At 63.5% G+C, this 24,703-nt stretch carries 19 protein-coding genes and 1 pseudogene; 9 read left to right on the top strand and 11 right to left on the bottom strand.

What is annotated here, in order from left to right:
• Positions 1-50 precede the first annotated feature (50 nt).
• The 3 genes from ASG75_RS01210 (at position 51) to ASG75_RS01195 (ending at position 4,355) form a co-directional block, all read left to right on the top strand.
• Complete coding sequence (locus ASG75_RS01210) at positions 51-1,994, top strand: CocE/NonD family hydrolase (protein WP_056384967.1); 1,944 nt, start codon at positions 51-53, stop codon at positions 1,992-1,994.
• A gap of 307 nt (positions 1,995-2,301) precedes the next feature.
• Positions 2,302-3,102, top strand: coding sequence for a M90 family metallopeptidase (locus ASG75_RS01205; protein ID WP_235580123.1), 801 nt, complete (start codon positions 2,302-2,304; stop codon positions 3,100-3,102).
• A gap of 686 nt (positions 3,103-3,788) precedes the next feature.
• Complete coding sequence (locus ASG75_RS01195) at positions 3,789-4,355, top strand: cytochrome C (RefSeq protein WP_157616863.1); 567 nt, start codon at positions 3,789-3,791, stop codon at positions 4,353-4,355.
• A 156-nt stretch (positions 4,356-4,511) separates the two neighbouring features.
• Here ASG75_RS01195 and ASG75_RS01190 read toward each other — a convergent pair whose 3' ends face one another.
• The 3 genes from ASG75_RS01190 to ASG75_RS01175 form a co-directional block, all read right to left on the bottom strand.
• Positions 4,512-4,877: a DUF6164 family protein gene (locus ASG75_RS01190; protein ID WP_056384961.1), complete on the bottom strand. Its 366-nt coding sequence runs from the start codon at positions 4,875-4,877 to the stop codon at positions 4,512-4,514.
• A gap of 92 nt (positions 4,878-4,969) precedes the next feature.
• Positions 4,970-6,084 (bottom strand): IS3 family transposase gene (locus ASG75_RS15820; protein WP_200935570.1). Its coding sequence is split into 2 segments (ribosomal slippage): positions 4,970-5,832 and positions 5,832-6,084, totalling 1,116 coding nucleotides; the frame shifts between segments, so codons are not numbered across the junction.
• An 82-nt stretch (positions 6,085-6,166) separates the two neighbouring features.
• A complete protein-coding gene (locus ASG75_RS01175) occupies positions 6,167-6,391 on the bottom strand; it encodes a hypothetical protein (RefSeq protein ID WP_056384957.1) in 225 nt (74 codons plus the stop codon).
• 132 nt (positions 6,392-6,523) lie between these two features.
• Here ASG75_RS01175 and ASG75_RS15815 point away from each other — a divergent pair, with 132 nt between their 5' ends.
• Complete coding sequence (locus tag ASG75_RS15815; RefSeq protein ID WP_200935634.1) at positions 6,524-6,841, top strand: transposase; 318 nt, start codon at positions 6,524-6,526, stop codon at positions 6,839-6,841.
• A 377-nt stretch (positions 6,842-7,218) separates the two neighbouring features.
• On the opposite strand, the gene ASG75_RS15805 is transcribed toward ASG75_RS15815, so the two are convergent.
• The 7 genes and pseudogenes from ASG75_RS15805 to ASG75_RS01135 all read right to left on the bottom strand — a co-directional run bounded on the left by ASG75_RS15805 (position 7,219) and on the right by ASG75_RS01135 (position 16,060).
• Positions 7,219-9,705, bottom strand: coding sequence for an SIR2 family protein (locus tag ASG75_RS15805; protein ID WP_082547451.1), 2,487 nt, complete (start codon positions 9,703-9,705; stop codon positions 7,219-7,221).
• 41 nt (positions 9,706-9,746) lie between these two features.
• A pseudogene (locus ASG75_RS01160) lies at positions 9,747-10,126 on the bottom strand (methylmalonyl-CoA mutase family protein); the annotation flags it as partial.
• A gap of 32 nt (positions 10,127-10,158) precedes the next feature.
• Positions 10,159-10,356 carry a hypothetical protein gene (locus ASG75_RS01155; protein WP_056384951.1) on the bottom strand — a complete coding sequence of 66 codons (198 nt, stop codon included), beginning with the start codon at positions 10,354-10,356 and terminating at the stop codon, positions 10,159-10,161.
• The gene (locus ASG75_RS01150) at positions 10,319-10,858 is read right to left on the bottom strand and encodes a nucleotidyltransferase family protein (protein ID WP_056384948.1); all 540 of its coding nucleotides are present in this window, start codon (positions 10,856-10,858) and stop codon (positions 10,319-10,321) included. The genes ASG75_RS01155 and ASG75_RS01150 overlap by 38 nt, the downstream gene beginning before the upstream one ends.
• 3 nt (positions 10,859-10,861) lie before the next feature.
• The gene (locus tag ASG75_RS01145) at positions 10,862-14,377 is read right to left on the bottom strand and encodes a methylmalonyl-CoA mutase family protein (protein WP_056384946.1); all 3,516 of its coding nucleotides are present in this window, start codon (positions 14,375-14,377) and stop codon (positions 10,862-10,864) included.
• 167 nt (positions 14,378-14,544) lie between these two features.
• Positions 14,545-15,447, bottom strand: a complete 903-nt coding sequence (locus ASG75_RS01140; protein ID WP_056384944.1) for an alpha/beta fold hydrolase — start codon at positions 15,445-15,447, stop codon at positions 14,545-14,547.
• A 10-nt stretch (positions 15,448-15,457) separates the two neighbouring features.
• Positions 15,458-16,060 carry a TetR/AcrR family transcriptional regulator gene (locus ASG75_RS01135; protein ID WP_056384943.1) on the bottom strand — a complete coding sequence of 201 codons (603 nt, stop codon included), beginning with the start codon at positions 16,058-16,060 and terminating at the stop codon, positions 15,458-15,460.
• A gap of 106 nt (positions 16,061-16,166) precedes the next feature.
• Between ASG75_RS01135 and ASG75_RS01130 the strand changes: the two genes are divergently transcribed.
• From ASG75_RS01130 to ASG75_RS01110, 5 genes are all read left to right on the top strand, one after another.
• Positions 16,167-16,964 carry a M48 family metallopeptidase gene (locus ASG75_RS01130; RefSeq protein ID WP_056384941.1) on the top strand — a complete coding sequence of 266 codons (798 nt, stop codon included), beginning with the start codon at positions 16,167-16,169 and terminating at the stop codon, positions 16,962-16,964.
• A 114-nt stretch (positions 16,965-17,078) separates the two neighbouring features.
• On the top strand, positions 17,079-17,414 hold the full coding sequence (locus tag ASG75_RS01125) for a YXWGXW repeat-containing protein (RefSeq protein ID WP_056384939.1): 336 nt from the start codon (positions 17,079-17,081) through the stop codon (positions 17,412-17,414).
• Positions 17,415-17,619: 205 nt separating this feature from the next.
• On the top strand, positions 17,620-18,723 hold the full coding sequence (locus tag ASG75_RS01120) for a Glu/Leu/Phe/Val dehydrogenase dimerization domain-containing protein (protein ID WP_056384937.1): 1,104 nt from the start codon (positions 17,620-17,622) through the stop codon (positions 18,721-18,723).
• Positions 18,724-18,852: 129 nt separating this feature from the next.
• The gene (locus tag ASG75_RS01115; protein WP_056384935.1) at positions 18,853-20,409 is read left to right on the top strand and encodes a phospholipase D family protein; all 1,557 of its coding nucleotides are present in this window, start codon (positions 18,853-18,855) and stop codon (positions 20,407-20,409) included.
• 76 nt (positions 20,410-20,485) lie between these two features.
• Positions 20,486-21,643, top strand: a complete 1,158-nt coding sequence (locus tag ASG75_RS01110; protein ID WP_056384933.1) for an isovaleryl-CoA dehydrogenase — start codon at positions 20,486-20,488, stop codon at positions 21,641-21,643.
• A 57-nt stretch (positions 21,644-21,700) separates the two neighbouring features.
• On the opposite strand, the gene ASG75_RS01105 is transcribed toward ASG75_RS01110, so the two are convergent.
• Positions 21,701-24,544, bottom strand: coding sequence for an autotransporter serine protease (locus tag ASG75_RS01105; RefSeq protein ID WP_056386908.1), 2,844 nt, complete (start codon positions 24,542-24,544; stop codon positions 21,701-21,703).
• Between the last annotated feature and the right edge of the window lie 159 nt (positions 24,545-24,703).

The raw sequence follows: 24,703 nt of genomic DNA, 5'->3' as shown, positions 1-24,703 counted from the left end.
CAACCGCGGTAGATTGCGGACGCGACCATCATCACGAGGACCTTCTGGCCATGAAGAAAAGCACTCTGGGCGCGGCGCTCGTTTCGCTTGCCTGTTTCCTGTCAGCCGCTGCGTTCACGATGCCTCCGATGGGCCAGACGTCGGCGAAGGTTACGCCCGACATGATCCAGACCGGGTCCGACATCCCCGCCGACTGGAAACAGCCGCAAGACAACTTCGACTACATCAAGCGCGACGTGATGATCCCGATGCGCGACGGCGTGAAGCTGCACACCGTGATCCTGATCCCGAAGAATGCGCGCGAGCTGCCGATGCTGCTCGAGCGCACGCCTTACGAAGCCAGCGGCATGATGCCCGGCAACAGCCCACACATGGCCGACGCAGTGTGGTCGGGCGACAAGGACTGGGCCGACGGCAGCTACATCCTCGTCTGGCAGGACGTGCGCGGCAAATACGGATCGGAAGGCAACTACATCATGACGCGCCCGCCGATGGGGCCGCTCAACCCGACCACCACCGACGACACCACCGACGCCTGGGACACGATCGACTGGCTGGTGAAGAACACGAAGGAATCGAACGGCAAGGTCGGCATGATCGGCTCGTCCTACGACGGCTGGACAGTCGCCATGGCTCTGCTCCACCCGCACCCCGCGCTGAAGGTCGCGGCGCCGGAAAGTCCGATGATCGACGGCTGGATGGGTGACGACTGGTACCACTACGGCGCCTTGCGCCAGGTGAACCTCGACTACTTCAGCGGCCAGATGAGCAAGAAGGGCGAAGGCAAGAACATTCCGCGCGAAAGCTACGACGACTACACCAATTTCCTCGACGCGGGCTCGGCCGGCGCCTATGCCGAGGCCAACGGCTTCAAGCAGCTGCCCTGGTGGAACCGCTTTTCCACCCACCCGGCCTACGACGCCTTCTGGCAGCTGCAGGCGCTCGACAAGCTGCTCGTCGCACATCCGTCCAGCGTGCCCACGATGTGGCTGCAAGGCCTGTGGGACCAGGAGGACATCTATGGCGCCGTGCATGCCTGGGAAGCGCTCAAGAAAGCGGGACACGGCGCCAACAACCATCTCGTGATCGGCCCGTGGTGGCACAGCCAGATCAACCGCGACGGCTGGAACATGGGACCGCTCAAGTGGCCGGGCAACACTACCGCCCAGTTTCGCCAACAGGTGATGATCCCCTGGTTCAACCACTACCTGCGTGGCACGCCGCAGTCCAAGACGCTGCCCGAGGCGATGATCTACAACCCGGTCGAGCAGCACTGGGACAGCTTCGCGAACTGGAAGCCGGCCAGCGAGCAGTCGCTCACCCCGCTCTACCTGCAGGCGGACATGGGCCTCGGCTTCGAGCAGCCCACCGATGGCAGCGACAGCTACGTCTCCGACCCGGCCAAGCCGGTGCCCTACCTGCCGCGCCCGATCCCGCAGAAGAACGACCGCTGGCGCACCTGGCTGGTGTACGACCAGCGCTTCGTGGCGGACCGACCCGACGTGCTCACCTACGCCACGCCGGTGCTGACCACGACCGTGACGGTCCAGGGCGCGCCGATCGCCGACATCTTCGCCAGCACCACCGGCACCGACGGCGATTTCGTGGTCAAGCTGATCGACCTCTACCCCGGCACCGATCCGACCGATCCGGCCATGGGCGGCTACCAGCTGCCGGTCTCGCTCGACATCTTCCGCGGGCGCTACCGCAAGAGCTTCTCCGACCCGTCGCCGATTCCGGCGAACCAGGTGCAGGAATACAAGTTCCGCCTGCCGACAGTGAACTACGAGTTCAAGCCCGGCCACCGCATCATGGTGCAGATCCAGTCCAGCCTGTTCCCACTCTACGACCGCAACCCGCAGAGCTACGTGCCCAACATCCTGTTCGCCAAGCCGTCCGACTACCGCAAGGCGACCGTGACGATCGAGCATGGGCCCAATGGACACAGCGCCGTGCTACTGCCGGTGGTGGCGGGCTCAACCCGCAGCGGCTGACCCGGGCATGCACGCCATTCTGTGCCGTTGAGTGACAACGACGAAAACGGTGCAGGCATCTACCGGGAAGCCAAGCGTATCGCAGCGAAGGCGATGCGCAGCGGGCGTATTACATCGAAGAGAAGGATGCAGCCAACCCGGTGTTGCTGGTCGCCAACCAACCTGTCTACAAGAAGAAATCCCGGCATCCCTCCAGCCGCTTCAACCGGACTTTCCTGTACAACCTCATGCGCAATACATAAACCGGGACGAACGGAGGCGGAACTGATCAGGTTGAGATGGCCCCGTTCGCTTGAGAAAGTGCGCTTTGGCCCTGATTCTCTTGACCTGCGCCTTCCTCCAGCATGTGGCCGTGTTCGACAAAATCAGAAACTGGCGTCTACGACGCATCCTCACTCGGCGCCCCATCGCCGAATCGCTCTGGCGGGACGCGCTGCAGCGCTGTACTGCAGCGCGTCGGCTGGGCGCTACCGACCAGGCCACGCTGCGCATGCTGGCGACGCTGTTCCTGGAGAGCAAGTCGCTGGAGCCGACCCAGGGCTTGCATCTGGACGACGCCGACCGTGTCTTGCTCGCGGCGCATGCCTGCCTACCCATCCTGAAACTGGGCATGGACTGGTACGACGGTTGGCACAGCGTCATCGTGTATCCGGACGCGTTCATTCCACGTCGCCAACAAACGGACTCATCGGGGGTGGTTCACCAGACCCACACCGTGATGGCCGGTGAGGCATGGGGGCGTGGCCCGGTGATCCTGTCGTGGGCGGATGTACTGAGTGGCGGAAAGAAACCGGGCCACAACGTGGTCGTCCACGAAATGGCCCACAAGCTCGACATGCTCAACGGCGACGCCAACGGCTTCCCGCCCTTGCACCGGCGCATGGATCGCCGCGCGTGGTCACAGGTCTTCTCGAGCGCGTGGGACCGCCTGCAGGAAGAGCAACGCAACGGAGCCGAGTTGCCGATCGACCCGTATGCCCTTGAAAGCCCGGCCGAGTTCTTTGCGGTGGCCAGCGAGCAATTTTTCGAAACGCCGGCAGCATTGCGGGAGCATCTACCCGACGTCTATCGGCAGCTCGAGCAGTTTTACCGGCAGCATCCGTTCTGAGCGCTCGGTGTTCAAGAATGAGCCTCGCAATCCCAAAGGCGCCGCAGGTAATTAACTCGATTTAATTCCCCCCGTCCCCTTATGGGCACCCCAAAGCTGGGATCCAGCGACTCCAAGCCCTTGAAACGCAACGGCACTGGATTCCAGCTTTCGCTGGAATGACGTCTCGCAGAAGGTTTTTCGAGATTCCTTATGCCGGTGCACCAACGGCTGGCCACGGACCTCGTCGACGAGCAGCTCCCGCTGGTCTGCCCGATCCTGCTCGGCCGCGGCAAGGGCCTGTTCGACGAGCACGCGCAGGCAGCGGCATTCCGGCTCGAATCATCGGGGGCCACGTCCACCGGCGCTGGTCAATCGCTACGTCCGCGAGGGCATGGTGCGGACGGAGTCGTTGGAGCAGGGTTGACGGGCGGCCACGGCGGCGACGGCAAAGCGCACGCTGACCCGGGTTTTCCCGGAAATTGTCACCGGCAGCTTCTCATTGCCGTCACCGGGCGCTTACGCGCCAAGGTCCAGAATAACGCCGCCGCCCCTCGATCTACATCGCTGCCGCCCGACCCATCGCGGCGGTCAGCCGTAGATTTGCCTGACGTGATCACGCGAAGGCTTTCCTGTCCTCGTCCAGAAGACGGAAGCCCGAAGCGGAGAACGCGTCGTTTGCTTCCATCTAGTCGAGGAGAGGAAAGATGAAATGTCTAGCCCGTAGTGCGGGGTTTACCAAGTTCATGCTGCTTGGTGTCGCGTTCGTCACCATCCCGGTCGCGGCCTTGCATGCCCAAGACAATGAGAGCAGGGTCAGGCAGGGTTTCGCGTTGAACCCGGTGCCGCTCAATCTCAACGGCAAGAATCCTGCACTGGTTGGCCTCGGGAGCTACATCGTCAACTCGGGGGGCTGCAACGATTGCCATACCAATCCGGCGTTTGCCGCTGGCGGCAATCCCTATCTCGGTCAGCCTGAGCAGATCAACACGGCCGAATTCATGGCGGGTGGCCGTTTGTTTCCGCCATCCCCATTCAAGTCACCCAATCTCACGCCCGACGCAACCGGCAAGCCGGCAGGCCTGACCCTTGATCAATTCATCACGACGTTGCGCACGGGACACAACCCGCTCGACCCGCCAGGGGCACTGCTGCAGATCATGCCGTGGCCCGCGTTCGGGACGAAAACCGATCTCGACCTCCGTGCGATCTATGAATACTTGAGCGCGATTCCACCGCTGCCTGACAACCCGCATCCCAGTCCCAATCCGTAAAGTGGGATTCAGGCAAACCCCGAAACGGGCGGGCGGCCGAGCGGCTAAAACAGGGGTCAGAGTCGACTTTCAAGAAAGTGCGCTCTGACTTCTGTTTCGCCTGGTCCCGGTTCCCCGGGCCATCTCACTCCGTCACCTTTGTTCCTGCTTGCGGCCCTATCCGCGCAACAGGAAGAACGGAAGCGTCACCAGGCCCAACGCGAAGAGGATGCCCAACACGCTCATCACGACGCGCGCCGGCTCTGCACGAAGCAACGTGAAGAACGTCTCTGCGGTACCTGCGAGCTTGGCAGCGGCGTATTCGGCACGGACACGGGCCGCGCGCTGCTGCTGGTAGTCGTCCATCGCGCGCCTGGCGTCCGCGAAGGCCGCGTCTTCAGTGACCCAGATCCCCCCTGCCGAGATACCCCACAGACTGGGCCTGGTTTCGTAGAACGCGATCTGCTGCGCGTCGAGCATCGCGCGCACATCGTTGGCCTCATCGTCGGGCACGTCACGCAGGTTCATGAGCAGCTTGGACATGACGCCATGATAGCCGCCCCTGAGCCCTCCGACCGCGTTGTGTCCGCACGGAATCAGGTGAACCTGATCTGGTTCTTCCGAAAGCTCCCCCGTCAAGCAGACACTTCAAAAGTAGAACTTCCGGCGAACGTGTTGCGGTACTCGGCGGGCGTCATGCCGTTGAGCGCGTCGTGTGGTCGTTCCTCGTTGTAGTCGATCATCCACCAATGCGCGGCCTCGCGGACATCCTCAAGGCAGACGAACAGGTGCTGATCGAGAACCTCTTCGCGAAAGGTGCGGTTGAAGCGTTCGATGAAGGCGTTCTGGTTCGGCTTGCCCGGCTGGATGTACTGGAGAGCGACGCCGTTGGCCTTGGCCCATTGGGTGAACACCTCACCGAGGAACTCCGGGCCGTTGTCCGACCGAACTACCTTCGGCAGGCCATGGTCGCGCTTGAGTTGCTCGAACACGCGCACCAGGCGGCTTGAGTTGATGGATGTATCCACCTCGATGTGAAGGGCTTCGCGGTTGAAGTCGTCGACCATGTTGAAGGTTCGAAAGCGCCGACCGCAGGCGAGCGCATCGCTCATGAAGTCGACCGACCACACCGTGTCTGGCAGCTTGGGTACGTACAGCGCCACCCGTTCACGCTTGGGCAGGCGCCGCTTCGCGGCCCGTCGCAGGTTCAGTCGCATGGCCTTGTACACCCGATAGATGCGTTTGGGGTTCCAGTCCGGTCGCTTCTTGCGCAGCTGGTCGCAGCACTTCCAGAAGCCGCGACTGGGCCGAGCCTCGACCAGCTTGGCTAGCGCGGCGATCAACTCCGCATCGCGCACCGTCCAGTCCAGCGGCGGCGCGTACCACGCCGCCCGCGACAGCCCCAGGTAGTCACAGGACCGGCTCAGCGGCCGCGCATGCACTTCGGTCAGGAAGCGCACGGCCTCACGTTTCTGGGCCGGCCCTACAATTTTTTTGCGATCAGGTCCTTCAGCGCCGCATTGTCCAGCGCCAACTCGGCGTACATGCGCTTGAGCTTGGCGTTCTCCGACTCCAGATCCTTGACCCGCCGTAGCTCCGACGCCTCCAGCCCTCCGTACTTGCTCTTCCACTGGTAGTAGGTTGGGACGCTGATGCCTGCCTGACGGCAGATGTCCTTCACAGGAACGCCGGCATCGGCCTGCTTGAGAATCGAGATGATCTGGGTCTCGGTGAATCGTGACTTCTTCATGGAACCTCCTGGCTGGGGAAACATGCCAGAAAGTTCTACTTATGGGGTGTCTGTCAGACGGGGGAGCTTATGCTTCGGCCGATCAAAGCTCAGGTACGTCCCCCGACTCGAACAGCACTCGCGGCGTGCCGTACTCTCCACTCTCTTCGTCCACGTCCATGCTGTACGCGACGACGCCGGCATGCTTGCCGGCCAGCAGCCCCGCCCTGCGCGCGGCCTCATCGGCCGTCTTGAACTGCAGGACCTGGCCTGGTTTCAAGCCATTCTTCACGCGGTCGAAGGGCTGCACTACGTGGATCGTTTCCATACTTGCTCCTGGGTTGAGGCAAGTATGACGGGTTGATATATCAGCACGCCAAAGGTCAGAGTCGCCTTTCTTGAGAAAGCTCACTCTGGGTCCAGTTTCGATTTAACTTCCTCCGTCCCGGTTTCCGCGCGGATGACGGACAATCCGACTGCTTACCCTTGGTCGAGCTGCGCCAGCCACTGCGGCCTTCGCCAAGAGGCCATTCTCTCGCCGCATCCGGAATACACCACGCTCGCCGCCACACCGGAAGCGCGCGCCGCAGCCTACCGTCAGCTGTTACACGAAACCCTATCCGACGACGACCTGAAAGCCATCCGAACCTACCTTCAACAACAACGCGTCTTGGGTCGCGATGACTTCCGCGCAATGGTCGAAGCCAAGACCCAACGCTTCGCCGGCATCAGGCCCGCGCATCGCCCGCCCCACCCAAATTCAAACGACTGTAAGTGAACCTGACCCCGTTTAGTTCGCCTGCACACTCAGCAACAGCGTGCGTGGGGCAGCCAACGTTTCCAGCAACAAATCGAAGCCCTGGCCCAGCGGGCGGTCGGCGTCAGACCCCGCGGGAGGCCACCAAAATCAGCCCAGACCGGTATTAAATGAACCCGACCTCTTATTTGCCTAGAGCTGGTTGCGGCGTATGCCCAGATCGATGGCCACCTCCGATGCCGGGCGCTCACCCAAATCGAGGAGGCGTACCGCCTCGCGCTTGAACTCCGCCGTGAATCGTTGCCACCTGACCATCTGACACCTCCCGGGGGACTGTCCCCGTTCAAAGGTGTCCGTCAAACCCGGGCCAGCTCACTCCGTCCCGGTTTCGTTTTTTACTATCTCCCAAAGTGCCTAAAGTAATCGCTGACCGCACCCATAGCGTAATTATCTTCCTTAAAGTGCTGCATGGCATAACTCACATGGCGCTTTACCTTGTTCTCAGCATCTAGATTGGAGGAATCCGCTTGCAGAATTCGGGAAAGGAAAGCAATCAGAGTAGAAACAGGATATGCATCTCGGCTACCACGCTTTAGCGCCTCTACTTCCAATGCCTCAACCCCCTCTTCGTAAAGCTTCCTATCCGCACATCCATCCAACAAATACTTCTCCAAAAGCGTAGTTCCAAGCGAATGTCGCGTCTGGAATGAATCGTAAATACCGAGACCAGTTCTGAAGCAGTCAATCGCTTCATCCAAGCGTTCGGTCTTTCGATAGAACCGGCCGAATTGGAGCCAAAAAATTCCATCGTTACCAAACAAGCCCTGTGCGTGGTGATAGACAGCCTCAACATCGCGCCCGCTAGACTCTAAGGCAAAGTAGCTGCCGTACATAAATTCGAAGGATATAAGCTCTTTATATATCCTGTACGACAGCGGATGATGTTTAATATCTGCGACGGTAAACTGCCTGGAAAGAAATGTAAGTACACCCACCAACAGGTCCACAGATCCGTGACCTGCGATGCACTGCCCAAAGTAATAGGTGGCGATGACGCGATGCCGACATCTAACCTGTAACGTCTTCCGGGAATAGAGCAAGATCCCCGCGAGGTCATTGGCAAGGTAAGCATTAATATCTTCCACCGAACAATCAAGCATGCCTGCAAGATAGCTTATGGGCAACGGAAGACTTAGGGAATCCAGAATCGCGGCAATATCCAATACATAGCTTGCTTTCCGGCTTTTTACTGAAAAATACTCATCATATACTTTGGCTTCAAAATTCTGATGAGTGGTGATAGAAAAAAGCGCCGATAACAGGTCTCCACCGTAACCGCGTTCCTTATCGATAATGCGAGCAGCCTGCTTTTCGAGTGGGAGGTCAGAAAACCCCTCAAATCGAAGTCCACTCTCCCCCATCTTCCTTGCCAACGCACCTGCATCATCAATTGATAACTCACCCATCTCGAAGGGCGGAATGGACACCCCGCCCTTAAGTTGCTGATAATTCTGTCTATAATCACTAGTCCTATCCTCTAGGACAAACAGACAGAATGGATTTGGCTTGCCACTAAATTTATTTGTGACATGACTAATTGCGTAAAAAAACTCCGAAGCCGAATAGAAGATTAAAATGCTTTTTTCCGAGAACCTCGAGATAACGCTTACAAGAAGATCGGGATCGATACCTGCTGCGTCATTAAATTCGTACATACACCGGTATGTCGACACGAGTTCGGCCATGGCGGAACGGATGGCCGTGGTCTTACCTGAGCCACTCGGGCCGATCACGTTGAGAGATCCAACGCCGACCGCTTGAGCCTGCATTAAAGCTGCTACCCGGCCGGTCAGATCGTGCGCACGCAGCGTCGCTGCATGCGCATTGTGCACAATATAGAACCAGTCTGGATGGGCACCAGTTATGAAGTGTCGCAAGATGCCTGTTTGACCTTTGGCATCTTCCATCTCCACAAGAACCGGCGAAAAAGAGCTGCGGAACCAGACCAAAGCTTTCTGATCGGTAGAAGCCTTTTTTATTGCCGGATTTGTTTCCATTACTAGATCAGCTACAGTTTTTGGCGGTTGCGCCGCAAACAGAACAGCGAATAGTTCCTCAGCGGTAGCGTCGATTACGTGGAAGCCAGCGGCACGGTAGTTTTCTGCCTTTATTTCATCTGGACTAGGCATCACAAGCCAATTTTCTGGCTGTGTATCCTTGCTTGGATATGCGCTCTCCCTTTGAGCTATGTATGCATCAAAATCGCTTTCATCCAGTTGATTACCGACTACAACCAAGCCACCAGCCATCAATCGAGCGGCTAGTTCCCGATGCCAATCGAGAATTTTCGTTGCGGCAACCCCATATTCGATATCGGAAAAAATGAATCCGTCTTTAAGTCTGCTACAAGTCCCATGAATCGTCACCACTGGAACAGTACCAATCGTATCGCTCAATAGGCCCGGATCGGTGTAGTTAAAGAAGGTGTATTCGGCGCTAGCCTTTCCCACTCTTCGCGCCTGTTCGTAGGCAACGTCAAGCACATTGTCTATGTTGGTGGTGTAAATACGATTCCACACGTAATAGAAGATCGCCTCTTGCCAGTGCGGCACGGACTCGACGGTAAAAACAGAGGCAAGGAATTTATCAAATTCAGGCAGCTCACGGCGCCCAAAGGTGTAGGCATCTTTTAAGGCCGTTTTCGGCCCTGGTTTTTTGCCACATGCGTCGAGAATTAGGTCCCGCAGACCTTGTGAATTCGGCAAACGCCCAGATTTTGTGCAATTTGCTAAAGAAAAGCCAGCCCCTAAAAGCAGGGAGAGCTCCCCTCTCCCAAGAAGGCTTGCGAGTTGCCCGCGAATCAGCGCCAGATCATCGACGTTCATGTTGTCCCCTACGATCGTTTACATAAGGTTATGATGAGCAACTACATATTCCGCCGATACTCCCCCCAACTTCGTAGAGAGCATGACTAATCTGCCCCAACGAGTTGTACTTCACCGCCTCCACCAACTGCTCAAACACATTCCGCCGCTCCCGCGCCGTCGTCTGTAGCACCTTCAAGCTGTCCGCAGCCAGCGCATTCCGCGCCTCCCCATACCGCTTCACATTCGCAATCTGTACCCCCTTCTCCTCCTCCGTCGACCGGATCAACTCGATCTCGGTAGCAATCTCCCCGCCGTGATCCTTCGGCAGGAACGTATTGACGCCGATCAGCGGCAGCGAGCCGTCGTGCTTCTTGTGCTCGTAGTACATCGACTCTTCCTGGATCTTGCCGCGCTGGTACATGGTGTCCATCGCGCCGAGATCACTAGGCGCAGATGACTGTTGCTGCCGAATCAAAGTCGAAATGCCCCGTTACGCTGAATCTCAACCGCCGGCCACACTGGACACAACACCTCCACCGCCTCCATCAACTCCACCCAGTCCGATAGATCGCCCCTGCCCGCCTGCACGACATCCAGCACGTCGCTGCCGATCAACGGCTCGCGGACACCGTCATGCTTTGTCGTTGGCGATTTCGGCGAGTAATTCATCCAGCATCTCCTGGCGGTCGAACAGCGCGAAGTACCCCTGCACTTCCTGCATGTTGAGCCGGCCACGCTGCGCGCGCAACAGCCCACGGATGTCGTCGAGGTCGCGCGTGCGGGATGGGTTGTTGACCAGCGCCTGCAGCTTGAACCCGATCAGGCCTTCGGCGCTGATGACGCGCAGCGACCCCATGGCCGTGGAACGTTCCTCGGCGTCGGCGAGCAGGCGTCGTGCCGTCGGGCGATGCGCATACAGCAGATCCAAGCCCTCGTCCTCGCGCAGGTAGTTGGCTGCGTCCTCGCTGCGATGGACGCAGCGGTAGCCGAGCGCCAGCAGGATCTCGTGCAGCCGATCCGCGTCGTCCGCGTCGGCGAGAAAATCCACATCGCGCGTGGCGCGCACCACCTGGTGCGCGGCCAACGCCAATCCCCCGATCAACGCAGGCGTGGTCTTGCAGCCAGTAAAGGCGGCAACAGCCTGCTTGATCTGCTCGACCAGGCGGGACATGGCTTACATATTGCGGCGGTATTCGCCGCCGACGTCATACAACGCGTGCGAAATCTGCCCCAGCGAGTTGTACTTCACCGCCTCGATCAACTGCTCGAACACGTTGCGCCGGTCGCGCGCCGTTACCTGCAACACCTTGAGGCTGTCTGAGGCCAGCGCATTGCGTGCCTCGCCGTAGCGCTTCACGTTGGCGATCTGCTGGCCCTTCTCTTCTTCGGTCGAGCGGATCAACTCGATCTCGGTAGCGATCTCCCCGCCATGATCCTTCGGCAGGAACGTATTGACCCCGATCAGCGGCAGCGAGCCGTCGTGCTTCTTGTGCTCGTAGTACATCGACTCTTCCTGGATCTTGCCGCGCTGGTACATAGTGTCCATCGCGCCGAGCACGCCGCCGCGCTCGCTGATCGCCTCGAACTCCTTGTAGACGGCTTCTTCCACCAGGTCGGTGAGGGTGTCGACGACGTAGCTGCCCTGCCACGGGTTCTCGTTGAAGTTGAGGCCGAGTTCCTTGTTGATGATCATCTGTATCGCCACCGCGCGGCGCACGCTTTCTTCGGTGGGCGTGGTGATCGCTTCGTCGTAGGCGTTGGTGTGCAGGGAGTTGCAGTTGTCGAACAGGGCGTACATCGCCTGCAGCGTGGTGCGGATGTCGTTGAACTGGATTTCCTGCGCGTGCAGCGAGCGGCCGGAGGTCTGGATGTGGTACTTCATCATCTGGCTGCGGGCGCTGGCGCCGTAGCGCTCGCGCATGGCGCGGGCCCAGATGCGGCGGGCGACGCGGCCGATGACGGTGTATTCCGGGTCCATGCCGTTGGAGAAGAAGAAGCTGAGATTCGGCGCGAAGTCGTCCACCTTCATGCCGCGGGCGAGGTAGTACTCGACGATGGTGAAGCCGTTGCTGAGCGTGAAGGCGAGCTGGCTGATCGGGTTCGCACCGGCTTCGGCGATGTGGTAACCGCTGATCGACACCGAGTAGAAGTTGCGCACCTTGTGGTCGACGAAGTACTGCTGGATGTCGCCCATCATACGCAGCGCGAATTCGGTCGAGAAGATGCAGGTGTTCTGCGCCTGGTCTTCCTTGAGGATGTCGGCCTGCACGGTGCCGCGCACCTTGGTGAGCGTGTCGGCCTTGATGCGGGCGTAGGTTTCCGCGTCGACCAGTTCGTCGCCGCAGACGCCGAGCAGGCCCAGGCCCAAGCCGTCGTTACCCTTGGGCAGGTCGCCGTGGTATTGCGGGCGCGAGCTGTTCTTGTAGAGCTTGTCGATGGTTTGCTGCGCGGCAGCCCAGCGCTGGCCGTCTTCCTTGAGGTATTTCTCGACGTTCTGGTCGATGGCGGTGTTCATGAACATCGCCAGGATCATCGGCGCGGGGCCGTTGATGGTCATGGAGACGGAGGTGCTGGGCGCGCTGAGGTCGAAGCCGGAGTACAGCTTCTTCATGTCGTCCAGGGTGGCGATGTTGACGCCGGAGTTGCCGATCTTGCCGTAGATGTCCGGGCGCGGCGCGGGGTCTTCGCCGTACAGGGTGACCGAGTCGAACGCGGTGGACAGGCGCGTGGCGGCGCCGCCCTGGCTCAGATAATGGAAGCGGCGGTTGGTGCGCTCGGGCGTGCCTTCGCCTGCGAACATGCGGGTGGGATCTTCCCCGCTGCGGCGGTACGGGTAGACGCCGCCGGTGTACGGGTAGTGGCCCGGCAGGTTCTCGCGGCCGAGGAAGCTGACGAGTTCGCCCCAGTCTTTCGATTTGGGCGGGGAGACTTTCGGAATTTTCTGGTGGCTCAGCGAGTCGCGGTAGTTGTCGACGCGGATGACTTTGTCGCGCACCTTGTATTCGTTGACGTCGGCGGTGACCGACTCGTACAGCGCCGGCCATTCGCGCAACTGATGGATGGCTTCGTGGCTGAGTTCCTTGAGCGCGGCGTTGTAGCGCTGGCGCAGAAGGAGGATGGAGCGGTCGACGTGGTGCGGCGCTTCGACTGCGCCCTGCGGGCTACGCTCAGCGTGATCGGATGGAGATGCGTGCAAGTCTGCGCTGCTGTACAGATCGAGCGGGCGCGGCAGCCTGCTATCGCCCAGCTCCTTCAGCGCCTCGTAGTAATGCTGCGCCTTGCTGGCGAATTCGGCCTGATGCGCGATGCCGCTGTTGATGGCACGGCCCTGCTCGGCGATCTCGGCGAGGTAGCGCACGCGGGCGCCGGGAATCAGCACGGTGGCGCGCGGTTCTTTCAGGGTGGTGTCGAGCTGGGGCGACCATTTCTCCACCGGCAGCGCGAGCTTCTCGCGCATCAGCCGGCACAGGTTGGTGAACATCCAGGTGACGCCCGGGTCGTTGAACTGGCTGGCGATAGTCGGGTAGACCGGCACGTCCGCATCTTTCACGGTGAACGCGGTGTGGTTGCGCTTCCACTGCTTGCGCACGTCGCGCAGCGCGTCTTCGGCACCGCGCTTGTCGAACTTGTTCAGCACGACCAGGTCGGCGAAGTCGATCATGTCGATCTTCTCCAGCTGGCTGGCGGCACCGTAGTCGCTGGTCATCACGTAGACCGGGAAGTCGACCAGGTCGACGATTTCCGAATCGCTCTGGCCGATGCCGGCGGTCTCGACGATCACCAGGTCATACGGCTGGCTCTTCAGGAAGTCGATGCAGTCGTGCAGCACGATGCTGGTGGCCGCGTGCTGGCGGCGGGTGGCCATTGAGCGCATGTACACGCGCTTGGAGCGCAACGAATTCATGCGGATGCGGTCGCCCAGCAACGCGCCACCCGAACGGCGACGCGTCGGATCGACGGCGAGCACGGCGATGCGCATGTCGGGGAACGCATGCAGGAAGCGCAGCAGCAATTCGTCCACCACCGACGACTTGCCGGCGCCGCCGGTGCCGGTGAGGCCAAGCACCGGGGTGTGCTTGCCGGCCAGCTTCCACTGCTTGCGATGGTGTTCGAGCTCGCTGCCGTCGAGCTTGCCCAGCTCGATCGCCGAGAGCATGTGGCCGATCGAGATTTCGTCGTCGATGTCGACCTTGGGCAGCGCGCGGTCTTCGGCTTCCGCGCGCTTGGCCGCCGCGCTGCCGGCGCGCTGCATCACGTCCTCGATCATCTCGACCAGGCCGAGTTTCATGCCGTCGTTCGGGTGGTAGATGCGCTCGACGCCGTAGGCCTGCAGCTCGCGGATCTCTTCCGGCGTGATGGTGCCGCCGCCGCCGCCGAACACGCGCACGTGGCCGGCGCCGCGCTCGCGCAGCATGTCGACCATGTATTTGAAGTACTCGACGTGGCCGCCCTGGTAGGACGACAGCGCGATCGCGTCGGCATCTTCCTGCAGCGCGGCGCGCACCACGTCCTCGACCGAACGGTTGTGGCCGAGGTGGATCACCTCCGCACCCTGCGACTGGATGATTCGCCGCATGATGTTGATCGCCGCGTCGTGGCCATCGAACAGGCTGGCCGCGGTGACGAAACGCAGTGGGGTGGTTTCCGTCTGCGGGGCGCTGGCGGGGACGTGCTTGGCGGGGGAACTCATGGCAACTCCGGACATCGTGCTTGAACTTGCCGATTCTAGTGGATCGACAGGGAGCGCGGAGTTTTGGGCTACCACGCCGTCATCCCGGCGAAGGCCGGAAGTGCGATCCCGGCCTTCGCCGGGATGACGGTGTTATTTCCCCTGAAATTCCGGGGGAGAAGGAAAACCTACATGCAGAGCGCGAGGTCCGGGCTGCCGATCACGCGCGTGCCCACCTGTTCGCCGCGCACGAAAGCCAGCGCTGCCTCGATCACTTCGGGGGCGTCGAGCACGCGGCGGTGGCCCAGGCCCTGCGTGGTGTACAGTCGCGCGCCGGGCCAGTACTGGGCGTAACGCTCGCCTTCGGCCCACGGCACGTCCGCGTCGTCGAGGTCGTGCACGATCAACGCGGGCTGGCCGAGCATGGGCAGCTTGCGTTCCACCCGCAGCTCGTCGATGTGCACGCCGGTACGCCGGTGCAGCCATGCGTAGAACGGCTCGCGCAGGTAGCCACCCAGGCGCACGAAGCGGAAGAAGCGACCGGCCGCCGCCTTCATGTCGGCGGCGGGCGCCACCAGGATCAGCCGATCGGCATGCCAGCTTTCGTCCTGCGCGAAGGTGACGGCGGCACCGCCGAGCGAGTGGCCGATCGCCAGCGCGGCGTTGCCGTAACGCTCGCCGATCGCGCGGATCGTCGTGATGAATTCCGGCAACGTGCACAGCTTGCCGGTGCTGTGGCCGTGGCCGGGCTGGTCGAAGGTGACCACGGCGAAACCCTGCGCACGCAACTGCGCCACCCACGGCAGGAAGCGCAGGCCGAAGCTGGACCAGCCGTGCGCCAGCAGCGCGTAGGGCTGGGTGGCGGGGTCGCCCCAGACGTAGGTGGCGATGGTTTCGCCGTTGACGTGCAATTCGCCGCGCTGCATGTCCGCGTCGCCCTGCGCCGCCTGCGCGCGGCTGCGGCTGCTGGCGAACGGGGTGGCGAACAGGCGCGCGGCGCGGTTCACCGTACGCTTCGGTGCGATGCGGCCGCCCAGCACGAAGCCGGTACGCACGGTGGTGAGCTTGAGTCGGTCGATGACGGTGGGCATGGGTTTCGCCTCAGGTTTGCCAGCTGCGCCACAGGCGCTCGAAAGCCGCCTTGGTACAGCGGCCGGCTTCGTCGAATCCGAACAGCCCGGCGTCGTGATGCAGGCCGAGCATCAGGGCGTAGATCTCGAAGGCAAGCAGGGCGACGTCGGTGTCGCTGCGCAGGTGGCCCAGTTCGACCGCCTGTGCGATCGCCTTCTGCAACTCGTCGCGCCAGCCGGCCTGCTGCCGCACCACGCCGTCGTGCAGCGCGCCTTCGCGGCCGTCGTACTCGCTGACGGCGGACAGCAGCACGCAGCCGCTCTGGTGCTCGCGGCTCCATTCGAACCAGTTCGCCACGATCGCACGCAGCCGCGGCAGGCCGTGCGGCTGCTTCAGCGCCGGCAGCAGCACCTGGGTCACGAAGCGCTGGCGGCCGGTGTCGAGCACCGCCAGTTGCAGGTCTTCACGCGAACCGAAGTGGGCGAACACGCCGCTCTTGGACATGCCCACGTCGCTGGCCAGGCTGCCGATCGACAGGCCTTCCAGCCCGTCGCGGCGGGCCAGCGCGTAGGCGTGGTCGAGGATGGTGTCGCGGGTGGCCGCACGCTTGCCGGGGTGGGTGGCGATCGTCATGGTTGTAAAAATAGCACGACCGTTCGTTCTATATCAAGCGACAGTCACGCGGCCTCGGCAGACCTTGTAGGTATGCTTCGCCGCTGCAAGCCAAGGAGGATCCCACATGAAAATCCGCAACCTGAGCATTCCGCTGATCACCGCCCTGCTGGCCGCCTGCGTCACCTCGCCGACCGGCCGCTCGCAGCTGATGATGGTGTCGGACAGCCAGATGAGCCAGATGGGCCTGAGCGCGTTCAACGACATGCGCAAGCAGGGCAAGTTCGTGGACGCGCCGCGCGAGCGCGCCTACGCCACCTGCGTGTCCAACGCGCTGATCGCGGTGCTGCCGCCGCCGTGGAACACCCAGCAGTGGGAGGTACAGATCATCGGCGACGACACCGCCAACGCGTTCGCCCTGCCCGGCGGCCGGATCGGCGTGAACCGCGGCATGTTCAAGCTGGCCGATAACCAGGACCAGCTGGCGGTGGTGCTCGGCCACGAGCTGTCGCACGTGGTGTCGCGGCACGGCGCGGAGCGCGTGTCCGACAACATGGCGGCGCAGGCGGCGGTGGCTGCCGGCACGATCTACGCCGGCACGCGCGGCAGCGATGCCGGCAACGCCGCGGCGCTGCTCGGCGTGGGCGCGCAGGTGGGCATCCTGCTGCCGTTCTCGCGCACCCAGGAAAGCGAGGCCGACACGCTGGGCCAGCGCTACATGGCCCAGGCCGGTTTCGATCCGCGCGCGGCGGCGACGCTGTGGGACAAGATGGGCGCGCAGGGCGGCAGCAAGCCGCCGGCCTTCCTGTCCACCCATCCGTCGTCCGGCAACCGTGCGCAGGCGCTGAACAAGCAGGCACAGCAACTGCTGCCGGTGTACCAGCAGGCGCGCGCCAGCGGCCACGCGCCGAACTGCCGGATGTAAACGGGCCTGGATGTAATCGCTGGCTGAACGAGGGGCGGCACGCCGTCAACTGCGCGCGCCGCCCCTCGTTTTCCGTCCTGCCTGCCGCGGTTCGCGGCGCTGACGGAGAACACGATGACCCGCATACCTCTCAAGCTGGCCCTGCTGGCCGGACTCGGCCTGACGTTCGCCGGCGCCATGTATACGCCGCCCGCCGCCGCGCGCACCCAGGTGGCGGTCGGCATCAACATCGGCGTGGCCCCGCCGCCGCCCCGTTTCGAGCGGCTGCCGCCGGCGCGGCGCGGTTACGCATGGGCGCCGGGCTACTGGCGCTGGGACGGTTATGCCCATCGCCACGTGTGGGTCGGCGGCACTCGGGTCAGGGTGCATCCGGGCCGTCACTACCGCCCGGCACGCTGGGTGCAGCATGGTCGCCAGTGGCGCTTCCAGCCGGGTTACTGGGGTCGCTGAACACTCCATACGCCCCTGGCTTGTTGCGTCGCGTCACCACCGGCGGGGGCGACGTATTAAACTTGTCGCTTTGATTCATCGCCCCGGCTCCGGTCGGGGCGATGAGTTTCCAGCGTTTTCACACCCCCTGGCAGGGTCCCACCCGCTCCCCGCCGCCCATCTGTAGATGCCCATCGGCACCGTAAATCATGGAGTCACCGTTCCAATGATCTTTGAAACCATCGCCAACACGGGTCACGAAGAAGTCGTCTTCTGCCACAACAAGGACGCCGGCCTGAAGGCCATCATCGCGATCCACAACACGGTGCTGGGCCCTGCGCTCGGCGGTCTGCGCATGTGGCCGTACAAGACCGAGCAGGAAGCGGTGAACGACGTGCTGCGGCTGTCGCGCGGCATGACCTTCAAGAACGCCGTGGCCGGCCTGAACCTGGGCGGCGGCAAGGCGGTGATCATCGGCGACCCGAGCAAGGACAAGTCCGAGGCGCTGTTCCGCGCGTTCGGCCGCTTCGTCAACTCGTTGAACGGCCGCTACATCACCGCCGAGGACGTCGGCATCGACGTCAACGACATGGAATACGTGTTCCGCGAGACCGAGTACGTCACCGGCGTGCACCAGGTGCATGGCGGTTCGGGCGACCCGTCGCCGTTCACCGCCTACGGCTCGCTGCAGGGCCTGATGGCCGCGCTGCAGTTCAAGCACGGCAACGAAGACGTGGGCAAGTACAGCTACGCCGTGCAGGGCTGCGGCCACGTCGGCGGCGAGTTCATCAAGCTGCTGCGCGAACAGGGCGCCAAGGTGTTCGTCACCGACATCAACAAGGAAGCGGTGCAGCGCTGCGTCGACGAGTTGGGCTGCGAGGCGGTGGGCCTGGACGAGATCTACGACGTCGACGCCGACGTGTACTCGCCGTGCGCCCTGGGCGGCACGCTGAACGAGCAGACCATCAACCGCATCAAGGCGAAGATCATCTGCGGCCCGGCCAACAACCAGCTGGCCACCGACGAGATCGGCGACGAGCTGAACCGTCGCGGCGTGCTGTATGCGCCGGACTACGCGGTCAACGCCGGCGGCGTGATGAACGTGTCGCTGGAGATCGACGGCTACAACCGCGAGCGCGCGATGCGCATGATGCGCACGATCTACTACAACCTCGGGCGCATCTTCGAGATCTCCAAGAACGACGGCATCCCGACCTACAAGGCCGCGGATCGCTTGGCCGAAGAGCGCATCAACGCGATCGGCAAGCTGAAGCTGTCGCACATGGGCAACGGCGGCACCCGCTTCCAGGGCCGCATGCGCGGTCAGTAAACCGTTGCGATACGGCATGCCGGTGACCTCACCGGCATGCGATGCTCGCCAAAGGCCTGCCGCGTTGCGCGGCAGGCCTTTGCATATGTGAGGTGGCAACCGAATAATCGGACGCAGGAGGTGCCACGGATGCGCAGGGTGATGATCTGGCTGGGCTGGAGTGTGCTGGCGCTGTTGCTGCTCATGCTCAGCGGGCTGCTGCTGGCCGACCACCTGACTCCGCGCGCCACCGGTGCGCCCAGCACGGCGTTGCCGCTGCAGCCGGCACAGACCGCGATCGACCGCGAGCTGGCGCCGTACCTGGCCACCCACCCGGGCAAGACCGCAGCGACCCTGTTGCCCGACGGCCTGGACGCGTTCGCCGCGCGCGCCGCCTCGGCACGCCTGGCCGGGCGCAGCCTGGACCTGCAGTACTACATGTGGCACGACGACCTGGTCGGCCACCTGCTGGCGCGCGAGGTATACGCCGCGGCCGAGCGCGGCGTGCGCGTGCGCCTGCTGCTCGACGACATCAACGCCAAGGGACTCGACCCGGCGCTGCTGGCGCTGGACGCGCATCCCAACATCGAAGTGCGGTTGTACAACCCGTTCCGCAACCGCAGCGGCGTGTGGCGCCTGCTGGAAATGGTGCAACGTTTCTTCAGCGTCAACCACCGCATGCACAACAAGGCGTGGATCGTCGACGGCCGGGTCGCGCTGGTCGGCGGCCGCAACATCGGCGACGAATACTTCGACGCCGGCAGCAGCGTGAACTTCCGCGACCTCGACATGCTCCTGCTCGGCCCGGCGGTGGTCGACGCCAGCGCGATCTTCGACGATTTCTGGAACTCCAGCGCGGCCGTGCCGATCGAGGCGCTGAACCCGCAGACGCCGGAAAACCTGCACAAGCTGGTGGCCGCGCTCGCCCACGAGTCCGCCGACGCCACCGCGCAGGTCTATCTGCATCGGGTCGCCGCCTCGCCCTCCGCGCAGCGCCTGGCCAACCACGAACTGTCGCCGCACTGGAGCGCGAACATCGTGGTGGCGTCCGATCCGCCGCTGAAGACGAAGTCCGCCGACCGCGGCAGCTGGCTGCAACCGCGGCTGGCCGCCCACCTCGGCGGCGTACACAGCGAGGTGCTGCTGATCTCGCCCTACTTCGTCCCCGGCAGCAAGGGCACCGCCACACTGCTGACGCTGGTGCATGCCGGCGCGCGGGTCGGCGTGATCACCAACTCGCTGGCCGCGAACGACGTGCCGGCCGTGCACAGTGGCTACGAGCGCTACCGCTCACGCCTGCTGGCCGGCGGCGTGAGCCTGTTCGAACTCCGCCGCAACGGCCCGGTCGCCACCCACGGCCTGTTCGGCAGCAGCGGCGCCAGCCTGCACACCAAGGCGTTCGTGATCGACGGCGCGCGCGGTTTCGTCGGCTCGTTCAACCTCGACCCGCGCTCGGCCAACCTCAACACCGAGATGGGCGTGCTGTTCGACGATCCGGGCCTGGCCCGCGACCTGCGCCAGGAATACCTGCGGCTGGCCGCACCGGCGCTGAGCTACCAACTCCGCCGCAGCGCGGACGGCTCGACGCAGTGGCTGGACCGCACCACGCAGCCGCCGCGGGTGCTCGGGCACGAGCCCGACGCCGGCTGGTGGCTGCGCGCGATCACCCGGGTGATGAGCTGGCTGCCGATCGAATCGCAGCTGTAGCTCCCGCGCCCGTCCGTGGCCGGCGCTGCGAGGCGGCGTGCGCTAAAATCGCCGGTCTGCATTCAAGGAGTTCGCCATGCGTCCGTTTCCGCTCGGAGAAGACATCGACCTGCTGCGCGAGTCCGTGCATGCGTTTGCGGAAAAGGAAATCGCCCCGCGTGCTGACCGCATCGACCGCGATAACCTGTTCCCCGCCGACCTGTGGCGCAAGTTCGGCGAGATGGGCCTGCTCGGCGTGACCGTGCCGGAAGAGTACGGCGGCAGCGGCCTGGGCTTCCTCGCGCACATGGTGGCGATGGAGGAAATCTCGCGCGCGTCCGGTTCGGTCGGCCTGTCCTACGGCGCGCATTCCAACCTGTGCCTCAACAACATCTACCACAACGGCAACGAGGCGCAGCGTCGCAAGTACATCCCGAAACTGTGCTCGGGCGAGTACGTCGGCGCGCTGGCGATGAGCGAGCCCGGCGCCGGCTCCGACGTGGTCGGCTCGATGAACTGCAAGGCCGAGTTGCGCGGCGACGTATGGGTCGCCAACGGCACCAAGATGTGGATCACCAACGGCCCCGACGCCGACGTGCTGCTGGTCTACATGCGTACCGCGCCGCGCGCGGCCGGCAGCCGCTGCATGACCGCCTTCATCGTCGAGAAGGGCATGCAGGGTTTCAGCACGGCACAGAAGCTGGACAAGCTCGGCATGCGCGGCTCCAACACGTGCGAACTGGTGTTCGAGAACTGCGAGATCCCGGCCGGAAATATCATTGGCGAAGTCCACGAAGGCGTGCGCGTGCTGATGAGCGGCCTGGACACCGAGCGGCTGGTGCTGTCCGGCGGCCCGCTCGGCCTGATGCAGGCGGCGCTGGACCTGGCCCTGCCCTACGTGCGCGAGCGCAAGCAGTTCAACGCGCCGATCGGCACCTTCGGCGTGATGCAGGCGAAGATCGCCGACATGTACACCGCGCTGCAAAGCTCGCGCGGCTTCGCCTACATGGTGGCGCAGCAGTTCGACAACGGCGTGAAGTCGCGCATCGACCCGGCCGCGTGCCTGCTCAACGCCTCGGTCAACGCGGTACAGGTGGCGCTGGAGGCCATCCAGACCCTCGGTGGCAACGGCTACATCAACGAGTTCCCCGCCGGCCGCCTGCTGCGCGACGCCAAGCTGTACGAGATCGGCGCCGGCACCAACGAGATCCGCCGCATGCTGATCGGCCGCGAGCTGTTCCACGGCAAAGCATGATGTCGCGCATGGCCGGCGGCAGTCGATGCCCGCCGGCCATGCCGTCGATCGGCCGGATCAGAACGACCAGCTGAAATTCGCCGTGGCCATCTGCGCCTGCTGGCGTTGACCGAGGTAACGGTCGTAGCCGAGCTGCAGGCTGGCGCGTGAAGTCATCTGCCAGCCCAGCGTGGTACCGAGCACGCCGCCGTAGCGCGACAGGCCGATGCCGCCGACCGGGGCGAACTGGTCGATCCCGCTGAAGCTGGCGTCGAACACCTCGCCGCGCAGGCCGAACGACTGCTGCCACAGCATCCGTGTCTGCAGGCTGAGGCTGCCACCGCCGGCCAGCGTCCAGTTGCGCGTGGCACGCACGCCCAAACCAGCCTGCCAGCGCGCTGTCGTCTGTGCGCCTGACTTCAGGCCGAAGCCATACGCGCCGCGTTCGTTGAAACCGTCGCGCTGCACCTGCGCGTACTGCAGGTTCACGTACGGCGTGAACTGGGTGCGGCCAAGCGCCAGACGGTAGCCGCTTTCGCCATAGGCCACGCCGTAGCGGCCGCTGCCGTCGCTGGCCACGCCGGCGAACTGGTCGCCGAGTTCGAGTCGGCGACGCATGCTTTCACGATAGCTGCCGGCCCCGAAGCGGCCCATCGTATACCACGCGCCGCGGATCACGCCGCCGTACAACATGCCTTCCAGCGCATGGCTGCGGCCCTGATCCGCACTTTCGGCGAGCCGCCCCAGGCCTTGGCTCTGGCTCAGTGCATAGCCGGCAATGCCGTTGCTGCCTACGCGATGATCCTGCCCGACCAACCAGCCGCTGAGGTCGTAGCCGACGCTGTCGTAGCCGCTGCGCGACATGTCGCCGTGATAGCCGAGGTTCTGTGTCCAGCCGCCGGCCTGCGGCGTATCGAGCAGGCTGTCGAAACGATCGGACAGCGCACGCGTGCCCGCATCGATCGCCTCGAACGTCATCGCCGCACTGGCCGCATGCAGTTGGCCCGAGAGGCTTTCCAGCGAACGCTGCATGACCTCGGTGGAAACGGCGCGCTGCAGGCTCGCGGCACCGGCGATAAAGCCCGCGTCGGCCGGTGCGCCGCTGGCTACGCCCTGCAATTGGCTGTTGATCTGCTCGAATGCGCTCTGCGTGCGTTGCGCAGCGCCGAAACTGGCGGCGGTGTACGGCAGGCCCAGGATCTGGCTCAGATTCACCTGCTGCACGTCGAGCCAGGCGTTGTTGGCGTCGTAGTTCAGCGTCGCGGTCAACGTCACGCTCGGCGCCGTGCCCAGGGCCGAAAAGGTGCCCGTCAAACCACCATAAGCCGACAGCACCGTCGTGTGCGAGTTGAGGGTGTAGTTGGAATTGGCGCCGTACACATAGAGGTCCCCACCGGACAGGGTAGCCGTGCCGTTCACGTACAGCTGCGACCCCAGCGATAGTGCTATCCGCCCGTTGCCCTGCTGCACGTAGTTGCCGCTTAGATGGACGTCACCCTGGCTCACGACCAGCACACCGGCGTTGGTCACGTTGTTGTAGACCGAGAAGCCCGTGGGATTCAGCGGCGAATCGCCGGACATCAGCGTGCCCTGCGCGCCAATCTCGACGGGGCTGCTCAACCCGGCCACGGCGAGCGTGCCGCCCTGCACCTGGGTGAGACCGGTATAGCTGCTGCTGCCGCCCCAGAGGTTGAGCCTGCCCGGTCCTTGCTTGATCAATCCGCCGGCACCGGAGATCGAGTTGCCCCAGGTCGAGGTGCCGCTGAAGTTCACCGTGACATCGCCCCAGTCGAACCTGGCTGGCCCGTTGACCGCCCTGAATGCGTCCAGCATGCCGTAGCCGAACGTGGTGTCGGGGCCGGGCGCGCCAAGGTCGCGCGCGGTACCGAGCAGGGTCTGCCGCACCAGGTCGTTGCTGAAATACGGATAGGCCTGCCACACCAGTGCGGCCGCGCCGGAGACTTCCGGTGCGGCGAACGAAGTGCCGCTGACCACCCAGTAGGCCGGGCTGGTGCCGGCAACGGCATCCTTGTCGCTGACGATCACATCGCCCGGTGCGGCAAGGCAGTAGCTCATCGCCCTGCCGCAGGCGTTCGAATAACTCGCCAACTGGCTCGGATGGTTGCTGTCGACCGCCACGGCGACCAGCCAGCCCGGCGCCAGTTGCGGCGCCAGGCTGGGCAGGCTGGCGATGTCGCTGGGATCGCTGCGGGAGTCGTTGCCGGCAGCGAACACCACCAGGCCGCCATGCTGTATCACGAACGGCTCGTAAGCCTGGGCGAAGGCCTGGTTGATCGAGGCGTTGGTGGTATCCCAGTAGATGCCGCCCCAGGAGTTGTTCATCACCTGCACGCCGGCGTTGATCAGGGCCGGATTGAGCGTCTGCGCGAAGAAGTCGGCATCGGCGGCGGTCACCGCGTTGCCCTGGCCCGAACCATCGTCCTTCGGCTCGACGTCGCTGATGATGCGCGCCGAAACCAGGCTGGCGCCGGGCGCGATGCCGCCGGGGAACTTGTCGAACGCCTGGCCGGCGGCGATCTGCGAGACCCAGGTGCCGTGGCCGACCACGTCGTCGATCGCGGTGTTGTTGGTGGCCGGATCGATGTAGATCAATTCCTGCTTGACCCGCCCGACCAGCGCCGGGTGGTTGCGCATGATGCCGCTGTCGACCACGCCGATGGTCACGCCGGCGCCGGTGTAGCCCAGGCTGTGTGCGCCGGAGGCGTTGGTCAGCGCAAGCTGGGCATCCAGCGGCGGCTGATTGGTCGGCGTGCTTGGCGGTGGCGGTGGCGGCGAACTCGGCACGGTCGGTGGTGGTGTCGGCTTGACGTTGCCGCCTCCGCCGCAGGCACTCAATCCAAGCGCCATGGCCATCAGCCACGCCATCTCGCGACGCCGCAAACCCGAGTCGAACGTTTTCATCATTCCCCCTGCCAACGAAGTCCCAATCCCATGCATCGCCGGCGTAGCGGATACGCCGCGGTGCTTCCCTGCCGCGCATCTTGGCACAACGGAAATCCAATGAAACGCTCGCAAATGCCGGTGCCGCAAGGACTTGCGGCCGTTTGCCGAGCTTCGCGG

The sequence above is a fragment of the Rhodanobacter sp. Soil772 genome, from assembly GCF_001428385.1.
In the GTDB taxonomy this organism is placed as follows: Bacteria; Pseudomonadota; Gammaproteobacteria; order Xanthomonadales; family Rhodanobacteraceae; genus Rhodanobacter.
This window is presented reverse-complemented; position numbering and strand designations above follow the sequence as displayed.